The organism is Streptomyces sp. H27-H5 (assembly GCF_026627505.1).
GTDB lineage: Bacteria > Actinomycetota > Actinomycetes > Streptomycetales > Streptomycetaceae > Streptomyces.
Genome location: NZ_JAPNLK010000006.1, coordinates 50,875 through 63,975, shown reverse-complemented (window position 1 = coordinate 63,975; position 13,101 = coordinate 50,875). Strand labels below are relative to the sequence as shown.

General features: G+C 71.4%; 11 protein-coding genes. 8 read left to right on the top strand and 3 right to left on the bottom strand.

The window, feature by feature from the left end; translation table 11 throughout:
* The first annotated feature begins 356 nt into the window (after window positions 1-356).
* The 4 genes from OTB19_RS04125 to OTB19_RS04110 all read left to right on the top strand — a co-directional run bounded on the left by OTB19_RS04125 (window position 357) and on the right by OTB19_RS04110 (window position 4,272).
* Window positions 357-1,292 carry an ABC transporter ATP-binding protein gene (locus OTB19_RS04125; RefSeq protein WP_267796544.1) on the top strand — a complete coding sequence of 312 codons (936 nt, stop codon included), beginning with the start codon at window positions 357-359 and terminating at the stop codon, window positions 1,290-1,292.
* A complete protein-coding gene (locus OTB19_RS04120) occupies window positions 1,289-2,056 on the top strand; it encodes an ABC transporter permease (RefSeq protein ID WP_267796542.1) in 768 nt (255 codons plus the stop codon). Before OTB19_RS04125 ends, OTB19_RS04120 begins: the two co-directional genes overlap by 4 nt.
* Before the next feature lie 85 nt (window positions 2,057-2,141).
* Window positions 2,142-3,278 (top strand): hypothetical protein, encoded by a 1,137-nt coding sequence (locus OTB19_RS04115; protein WP_267796540.1) that lies wholly within the window; start codon window positions 2,142-2,144, stop codon window positions 3,276-3,278.
* A 25-nt stretch (window positions 3,279-3,303) separates the two neighbouring features.
* Window positions 3,304-4,272, top strand: a complete 969-nt coding sequence (locus tag OTB19_RS04110) for a COX15/CtaA family protein (RefSeq protein ID WP_267796638.1) — start codon at window positions 3,304-3,306, stop codon at window positions 4,270-4,272.
* A gap of 72 nt (window positions 4,273-4,344) precedes the next feature.
* Here OTB19_RS04110 and OTB19_RS04105 read toward each other — a convergent pair whose 3' ends face one another.
* The 3 genes from OTB19_RS04105 to OTB19_RS04095 all read right to left on the bottom strand — a co-directional run bounded on the left by OTB19_RS04105 (window position 4,345) and on the right by OTB19_RS04095 (window position 6,886).
* Window positions 4,345-5,466, bottom strand: coding sequence for an amidohydrolase family protein (locus OTB19_RS04105; RefSeq protein WP_267796538.1), 1,122 nt, complete (start codon window positions 5,464-5,466; stop codon window positions 4,345-4,347).
* 94 nt (window positions 5,467-5,560) lie between these two features.
* Window positions 5,561-5,920: a hypothetical protein gene (locus OTB19_RS04100; protein ID WP_267796537.1), complete on the bottom strand. Its 360-nt coding sequence runs from the start codon at window positions 5,918-5,920 to the stop codon at window positions 5,561-5,563.
* 24 nt (window positions 5,921-5,944) lie between these two features.
* Window positions 5,945-6,886 carry a heme o synthase gene (locus tag OTB19_RS04095; RefSeq protein ID WP_267796535.1) on the bottom strand — a complete coding sequence of 314 codons (942 nt, stop codon included), beginning with the start codon at window positions 6,884-6,886 and terminating at the stop codon, window positions 5,945-5,947.
* A gap of 294 nt (window positions 6,887-7,180) precedes the next feature.
* Here OTB19_RS04095 and tkt point away from each other — a divergent pair, with 294 nt between their 5' ends.
* From tkt to opcA, 4 genes are read left to right on the top strand one after another with little or no spacing between them, the layout of a single operon-like run.
* Entirely contained in the window at window positions 7,181-9,286 is a 2,106-nt protein-coding gene (tkt, locus tag OTB19_RS04090; protein WP_267796533.1) for a transketolase, read from the top strand.
* Window positions 9,287-9,321: 35 nt separating this feature from the next.
* Window positions 9,322-10,440: a transaldolase gene (gene tal / locus OTB19_RS04085; RefSeq protein ID WP_267796532.1), complete on the top strand. Its 1,119-nt coding sequence runs from the start codon at window positions 9,322-9,324 to the stop codon at window positions 10,438-10,440.
* Between the two features lie 5 nt (window positions 10,441-10,445).
* Window positions 10,446-11,972: a glucose-6-phosphate dehydrogenase gene (gene zwf / locus OTB19_RS04080; RefSeq protein ID WP_371591348.1), complete on the top strand. Its 1,527-nt coding sequence runs from the start codon at window positions 10,446-10,448 to the stop codon at window positions 11,970-11,972.
* The gene (gene opcA / locus OTB19_RS04075) at window positions 11,969-13,021 is read left to right on the top strand and encodes a glucose-6-phosphate dehydrogenase assembly protein OpcA (protein ID WP_267796531.1); all 1,053 of its coding nucleotides are present in this window, start codon (window positions 11,969-11,971) and stop codon (window positions 13,019-13,021) included. The genes zwf and opcA overlap by 4 nt, the downstream gene beginning before the upstream one ends.
* Window positions 13,022-13,101: the final 80 nt, after the last annotated feature.

Genomic DNA, 13,101 nt, shown 5'->3' with positions numbered 1-13,101 from the left:
TTTATCGACGCAGAGTTATTCGGAGGCCTGCATTCCGATCCCTTGGGCGGCCCGTCCAGGGCGCCGGGCAACGGCTCCCACCAGCAATCCCCCGCACGAGTCCGTCCCTGGACGGTAAACGCCGGGATCCGGAAAAGTTCACGGAAACCGACTGGGCCATCCAGGACCATCGGGCCGAAAAGAGCCGTGATCGCGACGCGGTGTTCGAATCCGGGAGCCGGGAAATCCCCTCGTCCGGCCGCGGAACGGGGATTTCGACCGCGCCTGCGAGCGCCGAAAATCATGGACGGTCATGCCCGTGCCCCCGCCGCCCCCGGCACCGAGGACCCCTCTCGGCCCTCCGTAGACTCACCCGCATGAGCAACGACCCCGCCGTGGAGATCCGCGGACTGGTGAAGCGGTACCGCCCCCACCCCCACCGACCGGCCGTGGACGGACTGGACCTCACCGTCCGCACGGCGTCGGTCACCGCGGTACTGGGTCCCAACGGCGCGGGCAAGACCACCACGGTGGAGACCTGCGAGGGCTACCGACGCCCCGACGCGGGCACCGTCCGCGTCCTCGGCCTCGACCCGATCGCCCAGGCCGAGGCCCTGCGCCCGCGGATCGGCGTCATGCTCCAGTCCGGCGGGGTCTACTCCGGCGCCCGCGCCGTCGAGATGCTCCGCCACATGGCCAGGCTGTACGCGGACCCGCTCGACGTGGACACCCTCGTGGAACGCCTCGGACTCGGCGGGTGCGGCCGCACCGCCTACCGCCGGCTCTCCGGTGGCCAGCAGCAGCGCCTGTCGCTCGCCATGGCCGTCGTGGGCCGGCCCGAGCTGGTCTTCCTCGACGAGCCCACGGCCGGTCTCGACCCGCAGGCCCGCCGCGCGACCTGGGACCTCGTACGGGAACTGCGCGCCGACGGGGTCACCGTCGTCCTGACCACCCACCACATGGACGAGGCCGAGCAGCTCGCGGACGAGGTCGCCATCGTCGACGCGGGCAAGGTCATCGCCCACGGCAGCCCCGAGCAGCTCTGCCGGGGTGGCGCCGAGAACACCCTGCGTTTCACCGGCCGCCCCTCCCTCGACCTGGCTTCCCTGCTGAAGGCGCTGCCCGACGGCACCGAGGCCGCCGAGCTCAGCGCCGGGGTCTACCGGGTCACCGGCGACGTGCACCCGCAGCTGCTGGCCACCGTCGCGTCCTGGTGCGCGCAGCACGGGGTGATGCCGGACAGCCTCTCGGTCGAGCGGCACACGCTGGAAGACGTCTTCCTCGAACTCACGGGCAAGGAGCTGCGCGCATGAGCGCCGGTACGTTCACCCCCAACCCGGGGGCCGCTCCCCTGTCCCGCATGATCCGGGCGCAGACCGCGCTGGAGACCCGGATGCTGCTGCGCAACGGGGAGCAACTGCTGCTCACCGTGATCATTCCGGCGCTGCTGCTCGTGCTCTTCTCCGCCGTCGACGTCGTGGACACGGGCGAGGGCAAGGCCGTGGACTTCCTCGCGCCCGGCATCCTCGCCCTCGCGGTGATGTCCACCGCCTTCACCGGCCAGGCCATCGCCACCGGTTTCGACCGCCGCTACGGGGTCCTCAAGCGGCTCGGGGCCTCCCCGCTGCCGCGCCGGGCCCTGATGGCGGCCAAGACCCTGTCCGTCCTGGTCACCGAGGTGCTCCAGGTCGCCCTGCTGACGGTGATCGCGCTCGCGCTGGGCTGGTCCCCCCACGGGAACCCGCTGTCGGTCGCCGCGCTGATCCTGCTCGGCACCGCCGCCTTCTCGGGGCTGGGCCTGCTGATGGCGGGCACGCTCAAGGCCGAGATGACCCTGGCCGCCGCCAACCTCGTCTTCCTGCTGCTGCTGGTCGGCGGCGGGGTGATCGTGCCGCTGGACAGGTTCCCCGACGCCGTGCGCTCCGTACTCGAACTGCTGCCGATCTCGGCCCTGTCCGACGGGCTGCGCGAGGTGCTCCGACACGGGGCCTCGATGCCCTGGGGCGACGCCGCGATCCTGTTCGGCTGGGCGGTGCTGGGGCTGGGCGCCGCCGCGAGGTTCTTCCGCTGGGAGTGAATCCCCTCCCTCGCGCGTTGGCATGACAGGAGGATGACCACCTCCACGCATCAGTGACGCACGACGAGGACGCCGGGGGGCGGGCATGACACAGCGGGAGGCCGTTCTGCGGCTGGACGAGCAGTGGGCGAGGGTCCGCTCGGGAGCCGCGCACGCGGAGCCCGGGGAGAGCGACCGGCTGCTGGCCGAGCTGATCGGCGCGCTCCGCGAGCCCGCCCGTACGGACGCCGAGTGCGCGGCCCGGCTGGGGCTGCGGCTGGGCGACCTCGCGGCCCGTCGGTTCGCCGCCGGGGACCGGGCCGGGGCGCTCTCGGCGATCGAGGAGGCCCTGCGGCACGCGCAGCAGGCCGCGGGCCACGCTCCCGAGTACGCCCGCTGGTACGCCCGGGGGCTGATCAACCAGGGCGTCTGGCTGTCCTGGCCCCTCAGCGACGACGCGCGGCTCCCCCGGCACCCGCTGGGCACGGTGGCGGAGAGCGGCCCGACCCCGATGGAACGCGCGGCCGGTGAGCGCGCCCGGGACCTGACCCGTGCCGCCGTCGAGGTGTGGGCGTCCCTCGATCAGCACGATCCGGTCAACCGTCGCGGTCTGGCGCAGGCCAAGGTGTTTCTCGGCGACCGGCTCGCGGAACTGGGGTTCGCCGAGGACGCGGTGGCCTGGGCCGTCGACGCGGAGGCGGGGTTTCGCCGGCTGCTGCTGGCCGCGCCCGGCGCCGAGGAGGCCCAAGAGGCCGAGGAGGCCCTGGACCACATCGGTCGGCAACTGGAACTGCGCCTGCGCTTCCTGTCCTTCGACTCGCTGGTGAGCCTGCGCGCGGGCGGCCTGCTGCCCGAACGGCTGCTGCCCCAGGCGGTGGTGGCGGCGCGGATCCAGGGCGTCGCCGCGCCCGACATCGCGGCCCGGCTGGGCCTGGGCACCGAGCAGGTGGGCACGATGCTGGAGGTCACGCCCTGGCTCGCGGTGTGGCGGGTGGAGGTCCGGGGCGCGGACGGGCTGTGGACCGTACAGGAGCGTCCGTGGCACGGCTCGACGGAGGTGCGCGACCGCACCGCGGAGGACGTGGCGGCGGAGCTGGTGCGCGGCTTCATGGACTCGCCGGACTACCCGGGCGACAGCGGCCTGTGGCGGATCCGGCTGTGGTGGCACGAGGAGGGAGACCCGGCCGGAGCACGGTTCCGCCTGGTCATAGGACCCGACTCGGCGGCCGGCACCCCCTCGTGAAAGTTTGCACAAGGGGCGGCATACGATAGGGGCCGTGTTGACCCCTCTCTCCTTCATCGCCGGCCGCTGGACCCCGTCACCCCGGACCGTCCGGCGGGCCGCGCTCGCCGCGCTCGTCATGAGCGTGGTCATCGTCGTCACCGGCGGCGCGGTGCGGCTGACCGGATCCGGTCTCGGCTGCGACACCTGGCCCAAGTGCACCGACGAAAGCCTGATCGTGACCCGGGAACAGGGCTTCCACGGGGCGATCGAGTTCGGCAACCGCATGCTGACGTACGTGCTCTGCGCCGCCGTCGGCTGGGCCATCGTCGCCGCCCGTTCGACGAAGCCGTGGCGCCGTTCCCTGTCCCGGCTGGGCTGGCTCCAGTTCGCCATCGTGATGGGCAACGCCGTGCTCGGCGGCATCACCGTCCTGACGGGGCTCAACCCGTACAGCGTGGCCGGGCACTTCCTGCTCGCCACCTCGCTGATCACGGTGACGACGATCACCTGGCAGCGCGCCGCCGAGGGCGACTCCCCGGCCCGGCCGCGGGTGCCCGCCCCGGTGCGCAGGCTCTCCTGGACGCTGATCGCCACCACCCTGGTGCTGATCGCCGCCGGCACGGTGGTCACCGGGTCCGGTCCGCACGCGGGTGACAGCAGCGAGATCAAGCGGATGCCGTTCGACTGGGCGGCCACCGCCCACGTGCACGCCATCGCCGCCTGGGTGGTGTGCGCGCTCGCCGTCGCGATGTGGCTGGTGCTGCGCGTGGTCGACGCCCCCGTCGACACCCGGGCGCGCGCCCGCGACCTGCTGATCGTGCTGCTCGCCCAGGGCGCCATCGGCTACGTGCAGTTCTTCACCCAGGTGCCCGAGGCCCTGGTCGCCGCCCACATGCTGGGCTCCTGCCTCGTGTGGATCGCGGTGCTCCGCGTCGCGCTGAGCCTGCGCGAGCGGCCCGCGGACCAGGCCGGGATCCCGGCCCAGGGCGACCCGCTGCTCGCCGCCGTCTGAGCCCGCCCGGCCCGCCCGAGCCCCGCTCGGCCCGGGTCCGTCGACGGCCCGGTCCGTCGCGGGCCGGGCCGCTCAGGCGCGTTCGTCCAGCCGGTAGACGCGCCGGGCGTTCCCCGCCGCGATCATGGCCGCGACCCGGTCCGCGTCCTGCCGGGACCAGGACCCGTCGGCGACCCAGCCACCGAGCACGTCCTGGAGCGCCTGCCGGAAGACCAGGGCGCCGACGGCGTGCAGCTCGGGCAGCCTGCGACCGCCGCTGGAGAACATCAGCTTCCCGAAGGGGGCGGTCTCCAGCAGTTCGGCCAGTACCGTCGCCGCCCGCGCACCGGTCTGCGAGAGGACCGCGCCCAGGTCGGCGTACACGTGGGGGAAGGCGGACGCCAGGCGCGCCGAGTGGCGGTGGTACGGATAGCCGCCGAGCAGGACCAACCGGGTCCCGAGGCCCGCGGTGGCCCGTACGAAGTCGGTCAGCAGGGCCGGATCGGCCCGCCCCGGGTACTCCGCCGGCTCCCCCGCGCCCGTGTGCAGCTGGATCGGCAGCCCGGAAGCCACCGCGCTCCACAGCAGGTGCCGCAGGAGCACCGGGTCCCGTACCGCCTCGCCCTTGGCCCGGCGGGCCAGCCACCGCCCGGCCGCCCCGTGCACCTCGCCGGGACCGGGCGGCTCGGGGGCGAAGGCCAGCACGGCGGGGTATCCGGCGGCATCCCCGCAGCTGAAGGCCGCGGCCCCGGCGGCGGCGTGCTGGAGCGCCTCGACGAGGTGGGAGAGGAAGGCGGTGACGGTCCCGGAGGTGTCGGCGACCTGCTCGGCCAGCAGTTCGAGCCGTACGATCTCGAAGGCCTCGGCGTCGCCGGCGAGGGACAGTTCCTTGGGCCCGGTGACGTCCCCGGGAACCCCCGTGTCGACCAGGTACGCGGCGACCCGGGAGCCGCGCAGGAGACGTTTGCCGGCCTCGACGACCCCGAGCTCGCGCCGGCGGGCCAGGTAGCGGGCGGGCGTGCAGTGGGGCTCCAGCCCCAGCAGCGGCGGACACCAGCGGCGCACGGCGAAGCCGGTCTGGGTGTCGAAGAAGGTGGTGCCCGCGGCGGGCGGGCCGGCAGAGCTGATCAGCTGGGCCTCGAAGGTGCCGAGGCCCAGCTCCGTGCGGAGCACTCCCTGGCAGTACTGGTCCACCAGGGGCGGCGTTTCGATCATCCGGTCATCCCGTTGCGGACGTGAGGAAGGCGCTTCCACACGTCCTAACGGGTGAGCGGGGTGTGAGGTGTTGCTCGGGCTGTTGACCGAGCCCTCAGAATCCGGGATTGGCGGGTCCGCCCATCTGGATGCCGGCCATCCGGGTCCACTCGTAGGGCCCGGTCCGCACGCGCGCGGCGAACTCGCCGTCGAACTCCTCGTGCAGGGTCAGTCCGGCCTTCTCGGCGGCCAGCTCGGCCACGCCGTAGGTCGGGGCCACCAGGTCGCCCCAGCCCCCGTCGGTGCCCACGAGGACGATCCGGGTGCCGGCCTGGCCGATGTGGGCCAGCTGGCCCTCGGCGCCGCCGTGCTGCTTGGCGAACGCGCCGATCTGCCGGGCCAGCTTCGCGGCGGTGCGGTCCTGCTTCTTGTCCGGCGTGGCCGGGGTGACCGGGGTGTCTGCGGTGTCTGCCATGACTCGCATGCTACCGACGAGTAATCACTTGAGGAAGGGATCCACGGCGACGGCGACGAAGAGCAGCGACACATAGGTGATCGACCAGTGGAACAGTCGCATCTCCTTCAGCTTCGCGCCCGTCACGCCCGACTTGGCCCGCGCGTTCAGCGCGTGCGCCTCCCACAGCCACCAACCGCCGGCCACCAACGCCACCGTCGTGTAGAACCAGCCGGTGTAGCCGAGCGGGGTCAGCAGCAGCGAGACCGCCACCATCACCCAGCTGTAGAGGACGATCTGGCGCGCCACGACCTTGTTGCCCGCCACGACCGGCAGCATCGGCACGCCGGCCCGCGCGTAGTCGTCCTTGACCTTCATGGACAGCGGCCAGTAGTGCGGCGGCGTCCAGAAGAAGATGACGAGGAACAGGATGATCGCGGCCCAGGAGACCTCGTTCTTCACCGCGGACCAGCCGATGAGCACCGGCATGCAACCGGCGATGCCGCCCCAGACGATGTTCTGCGCGGTGCGCCGCTTCAACAGCATCGTGTAGACCACGACGTAGAAGAGGAGCGCGCCGAGCGAGAGGGCCGCGGACAGCCAGTTGACGAGGAGCCCGAAGAAGAGGGTGGAGACCACCGCGAGGCCGAGGCCGAAGGCCAGGCACTCACGCGGGCTCACCATGCCGGTCACCAACGGCCGCTGCGCCGTACGGTCCATCAACGCGTCGATGTCGCGGTCGATGTACATGTTCAGCGCGTTCGCGCCACCGGCCGAGAGGTAACCGCCGAAGCAGGTCGCGAGCACCAGCCAGAGGGAGGGGACGCCCCCCTCGGCCAGGAACATCACCGGCACTGTGGTGATCAGCAGAAGTTCGATGATCCGAGGCTTGGTCAAAGCCACGAATGCCATGGCCCTGGCCCCGAACGGCCGGTGACCGGGGCTCGTCCCGAGCACCGCCGCTGGACGGGATTCGACGGCCGTCACGCACACCCCTGAGAGAGAATCCAGCAAGCTCCGACTCGCACTCTTCAGGCGTGAAAGTCCGGTAAAGGCTTGCGCGTACCACGCCACTCTAGACGTTGCTCTTGTGTCGCCCTGCGCGGGGGTCGCCTCGTGTTGGGCCGATCGGCCGGAGCCCAGGTGAACACCAGTGGCCAACCAGGCGACGCACTACCGGCACTCGAATAGCCGCACGCCCCGGCGGGGGTAGGCTCGGAATCGCGCCGGTGCACCGTTCGTCACCGGGAAACGACATGTGGAGAGGAGCCCTGACAAACGGTGAGCACCAAGCCGACCACCACAGAGCTCGAGTGGACCGAACTGGACCAGCGGGCCGTCGACACCGCCCGCATCCTGGCCGCCGACGCGGTACAGAAGGTCGGGAACGGCCACCCCGGTACGGCGATGAGCCTGGCCCCCGCCGCGTACACCCTTTTCCAGAAGGTCATGCGGCACGACCCGGCCGACCCCGAATGGGTCGGGCGTGACCGCTTCGTGCTCTCCGCAGGGCACTCGTCCCTGACCCTCTACACCCAGCTCTACCTGGCCGGTTTCGGCCTGGAGCTGGCTGACCTGGAGGCGTTCCGCACCTGGGGCTCCAAGACCCCCGGTCACCCGGAGTACGGACACACCAAGGGCGTCGAGACGACCACCGGCCCGCTGGGCCAGGGCGTCGCCAACGCGGTGGGCATGGCCATGGCCGCCCGCTACGAACGCGGTCTGTTCGACCCGGAGGCCGCCCCGGGCACCTCCCCGTTCGACCACATGATCTACGCGATCGCCGGCGACGGCTGCCTCCAGGAGGGCATCTCGCACGAGGCGTCCTCGCTGGCCGGCCACCAGAAGCTCGGCAACCTCGTGCTGCTGTGGGACGACAACCACATCTCCATCGAGGGCGACACGGAGACGGCCGTCTCCGAGGACACCCTCGCGCGCTACGAGGCCTACGGCTGGCACGTCCAGCGCGTCGCCCCGCAGGAGAGCGGCGACCTGGACCCGAAGGCGCTGTTCGCCGCGCTGGAGGCCGCCAAGGCCGAGACCGGGCGCCCGTCGTTCATCGCGATGCGCTCGATCATCGCCTGGCCCGCCCCGCACGCCCAGAACACCGAGGCCGCGCACGGCTCGGCCCTCGGCGCCGACGAGGTCGCGGCCACCAAGCGCGTCCTGGGCTTCGACCCGGAGAAGAGCTTCGACGTCGCCGACGAGGTCCTCGCCCACACGCGCGAGGCGCTCGACCGGGGCCGCGAGGTCAAGGCCGCGTGGGAGAAGGACTTCTCCGCCTGGCGCACCTCCGACCCGAAGCGCGCGGCCGAGTTCGACCGCATCAACGCCAACGAGCTGCCCGAGGGCTGGGAGGAGAAGCTCCCCGTCTTCGAGACCGGCAAGGGCGTCGCCACCCGCGCCGCGTCCGGCAAGGTCCTGGAGGCCCTCGGCGCGGTCATCCCGGAGCTGTGGGGCGGCTCGGCGGACCTCGCCGGCTCCAACAACACCACCATCGACAAGAACTCCTCGTTCCTGCCGGTGGGCAACCCGCTCCCGGGCGCCCAGCCGTACGGCCGCACGATCCACTTCGGGATCCGCGAGCACGCCATGGCCGCGGCCATGAACGGCATCGCGCTGCACGGCCACACCCGCATCTACGGCGGCACGTTCCTGACGTTCTCCGACTACATGCGCAACGCGGTCCGCCTCTCCGCGCTGATGCACGTGCCGGTCACCTACGTGTGGACGCACGACTCCGTCGGTCTCGGCGAGGACGGCCCGACGCACCAGCCGGTCGAGCACGTCGCCTCGCTGCGCGCCATCCCGGGCCTGAACGTGGTCCGCCCGGCGGACGCGAACGAGACCGTCGTCGCCTGGCGCGAGATCCTCCGGCGCCACACCAAGGTGTTCGGCAAGGGCGCCCCGCACGGTCTGGCGCTGACCCGCCAGGGCGTGCCCACCTACGAGCTGAACGAGAACGCCGCCAAGGGCGGGTACGTCCTCCTCGACGCCGAGGGCGGCGAGCCGCAGGTGATCCTCATCGGCACCGGCTCCGAGGTCCAGCTCGCCGTCGGCGCCCGCGAGGCGCTCCAGGCCGAGGGCATCCCGACCCGCGTGGTCTCGATGCCGTCCGTCGAGTGGTTCGAGGAGCAGGACCAGGCGTACAAGGACAGCGTCCTGCCGCCCGCCGTCAAGGCGCGCGTCGCCGTCGAGGCCGGCATCGGTCTGACCTGGCACCGCTACGTCGGCGACGCCGGCCGGATCGTGTCGCTGGAGCACTTCGGCGCCTCCGCCGACGGCGCCCTGCTGTTCCGCGAGTTCGGTCTGACGGCCGAGGCCGTCACCGCCGCCGCCCAGGCCTCCCTCAGCGAAACGGGCGGCCTCACCGCCGCCGCGCGCTGACACCGGTACACGAACCAGTAGGAGATGCAATTCCCATGACAGACGCACTCAAGCGCCTCTCCGACGAGGGCGTGGCGATCTGGCTGGACGACCTGTCCCGCAAGCGCATCACGTCCGGCAACCTCGCCGAGCTCATCGACCAGCAGCACGTCGTCGGTGTCACCACCAACCCGTCGATCTTCCAGAAGGCGATCAGCAGCGGCGACGGTTACGAGCAGCAGCTCGCCGACCTCGCGGCCCGCAAGGTCACCGTCGAAGAGGCGATCCGCATGATCACGACGGTGGACGTCCGTGACGCCGCCGACATCCTGCGCCCCGTGTTCGACGCGACGGAGGGTCAGGACGGCCGGGTCTCGATCGAGGTCGACCCCCGGCTGGCCCACAACACCACGGCGACCGTCGCCGAGGCCAAGCAGCTCGCCTGGCTGGTGGACCGCCCGAACACGCTCATCAAGATCCCGGCGACCAAGGCCGGCCTGCCGGCGATCACCGAGGTCATCGGCCGGGGCATCAGCGTCAACGTCACCCTGATCTTCTCGCTGGAGCGCTACCGCGAGGTCATGGAGGCGTACCTGGCGGGTCTGGAGAAGGCCAAGGCCGCCGGCCTGGACCTCGCCAAGATCCACTCGGTCGCCTCGTTCTTCGTGTCCCGCGTGGACACCGAGATCGACAAGCGCCTCGACGACCTCGGCACCGACGAGGCCAAGGCCCTGAAGGGCAAGGCGGCCCTCGCCAACGCCCGTCTGGCCTACGAGGCCTTCGAGGAGGTCTTCGCCGGTGAGCGCTGGGCCGCCCTGGACAAGGCGCACGCGAACAAGCAGCGACCGCTGTGGGCCTCGACCGGCGTCAAGGACCCGGCCTACAAGGACACCCTGTACGTGGTGGACCTGGTCGCCCCCGGCACCGTGAACACCATGCCGGAAGCCACCATGGAGGCCACCGCCGACCACGGCGAGGTCGCCGGCGACACCATCCGCGGCACCTACGAGCAGTCGCGCGCCGAGCTCGACGCGGTCGCGAAGCTGGGCATCTCGTACGACGATGTCGTTCAGCTGCTGGAAGACGAGGGCGTCGAGAAGTTCGCGGTGTCCTGGAACGACCTGCTGAAGTCGACCGAGGCGGAACTCGTGCGCCTTGCCCCCACGGAGGCCTGAACACTTTGTCTGTGAACGGAGCGAACCCGCTTCGTGACGCACAGGACCGGCGGCTCCCGCGCATCGCGGGGCCGTCCGGCCTGGTCATTTTCGGCGTTACGGGTGACCTGTCGCGCAAGAAGCTGATGCCTGCCGTCTACGACCTCGCCAACCGCGGCCTGCTCCCGCCGGGCTTCTCGCTCATCGGGTTCGCCCGGCGCGAGTGGCAGGACGAGGACTTCGCCCAGGAGGTGCACGACGCGGTCAAGGAGCACTCGCGCACCCCCTTCCGTGAGGAGGTGTGGCAACAGCTCGTCCAGGGCTGCCGCTTCGTCCAGGGCGACTTCGACGACGACGCGGCCTTCGAGACGCTGAAGGCCACGATCGAGGAACTCGACAAGGCCCAGGGCACCGGCGGAAACTTCGCCTTCTACCTCTCGGTTCCGCCGAAGTTCTTCCCCAAGGTGGTCCAGCAGCTCAAGGACCACGGTCTGGCGCAGAAGGAAGGCTCGTGGCGGCGCGCCGTCATCGAGAAGCCCTTCGGCCACGACCTGAAGAGCGCGGAAGAGCTCAACAAGGTCGTCCACGAGGTCTTCCCCCGTGACGAGGTCTTCCGGATCGACCACTACCTCGGCAAGGAGACCGTCCAGAACATCCTGGCGCTCCGCTTCGCCAACACCATGTTCGAGCCGATCTGGAACCGGTCGTACGTCGACCACGTGCAGATCACCATGGCGGAGGACATCGGCATCGGCGGCCGGGCCGGGTACTACGACGGCATCGGCGCCGCCCGTGACGTGATCCAGAACCACCTGCTCCAGCTGCTCGCGCTCACCGCGATGGAGGAGCCCGGCTCCTTCCACCCGAAGGCGCTGGTGGCGGAGAAGCTCAAGGTGCTGACCGCCGTGGAGCTGCCCGAGGACCTGGGCAAGCACACCGTGCGCGGCCAGTACTCGGCGGCCTGGCAGGGCGGCGAGAAGGTCGTCGGGTACCTCGAAGAGGACGGCATCGACCCCAAGTCGAAGACCGACACCTACGCGGCCATCCGTCTGGAGATCAACAACCGTCGCTGGGCGGGCGTCCCGTTCTACCTGCGGACCGGCAAGCGCCTGGGCCGTCGGGTGACCGAGATCGCGGTGGTCTTCAAGCGGGCCCCGTACCTCCCGTTCGAGTCGGGCGCGACCGAGGAGCTGGGGCAGAACGCCTTGGTCATCCGGGTCCAGCCGGACGAGGGCGTGACGGTCCGCTTCGGCTCCAAGGTGCCCGGCACCTCCATGGAGGTGCGGGACGTCACGATGGACTTCGCCTACGGCGAGTCCTTCACGGAGTCCAGCCCCGAGGCCTACGAGCGGCTGATCCTCGACGTCCTGCTGGGTGACGCGAACCTCTTCCCGCGTCACCAGGAGGTCGAGCTCTCCTGGAACATCCTCGACCCGATCGAGCAGTACTGGGACAAGCACGGCAAGCCCGCGCAGTACCCGGCGGGCACCTGGGGACCGGTCGAGGCGGACGAGATGCTCGCACGAGACGGACGGAGCTGGCGCCGGCCATGAAGATCGACCTTACGGAGACCACCTCCAGCAAGATCAACGCCGCGTTGGTGCAGGCACGCCGGGACATCGGCACGCCGGCCATCGGCATGGTCCTCACGCTGGTGATCGTGACCGACGAGGAGAACGCGTACGACGCGCTCAAGTCGGCGAACGACGCATCCCACGAGCACCCCTCGCGGATCATCGTCGTGGTCAAGCGGATCAGCCGCTCGCCGCGCAGTCGCCGCGACGCCCGTCTCGACGCGGAGATCCGGGTCGGGGCGGACGCCGGCTCCGGCGAGACGGTCGTGCTCCGCATGCACGGCGAACTGGTCAACCACGCCCAGTCGGTGGTTCTCCCGCTCCTGCTGCCCGACGCCCCCGTGGTGGTCTGGTGGCCGGAGGGCGCTCCGGCGGACCTGGCGGGCGACCCCCTGGGCTCGCTGGGACAGCGCCGGATCACGGACACGTACGCCTCCGAGAGCCCGATCGCCGCGCTCGGCAGCCGGGCCAAGGCTTACGCGCCGGGTGACACGGACCTGTCCTGGACCCGGATCACCCCGTGGCGTTCGATGCTGGCCGCGGCGCTCGACCAGCAGAGTCGCGTCTCCGTCCTCTCGGCGACCGTCGAGGGCGAGGACGACAACCCGAGCTGCGAGCTGCTGGCCATGTGGCTGGCGGACCGTCTGGGCGTACCGGTCAAGCGCACCCACTCCGGCGGCCCCGGCCTCACGGCCGTCCGGCTGGAGACCACGGACGGCGTGATCGTCCTGGACCGGGCGGACGGGGCGCTGGCCACGCTGTGCATGCCGGGTCAGCCCGACCGCGCGGTGGCGCTCAAGCGTCGTGACACGGCCGAGCTGCTGGCGGAGGAACTGCGCCGGCTGGACCCGGACAACACGTACGAGGCCTCGCTGAAGTTCGGCGTGGACCGGCTGGACGCGAAGAAGGCCCCGGCCGACTCGTCGGAGGCTTCCGCCGGCAAGGCGCAGGACCCTGCGGCCAAGGCCGAGGCGCCCGCGAAGCCGGCGGGCAAGGCCCCGGCCAAGAAGGCCTCGGCCAAGCAGTGACGCACCACGGCCGCCGGTCGGACGCCCGCGAGGGGGTCCGACCGGCGGCCGAGCCATTTCCCCGCAGCAACGAGCAAGAA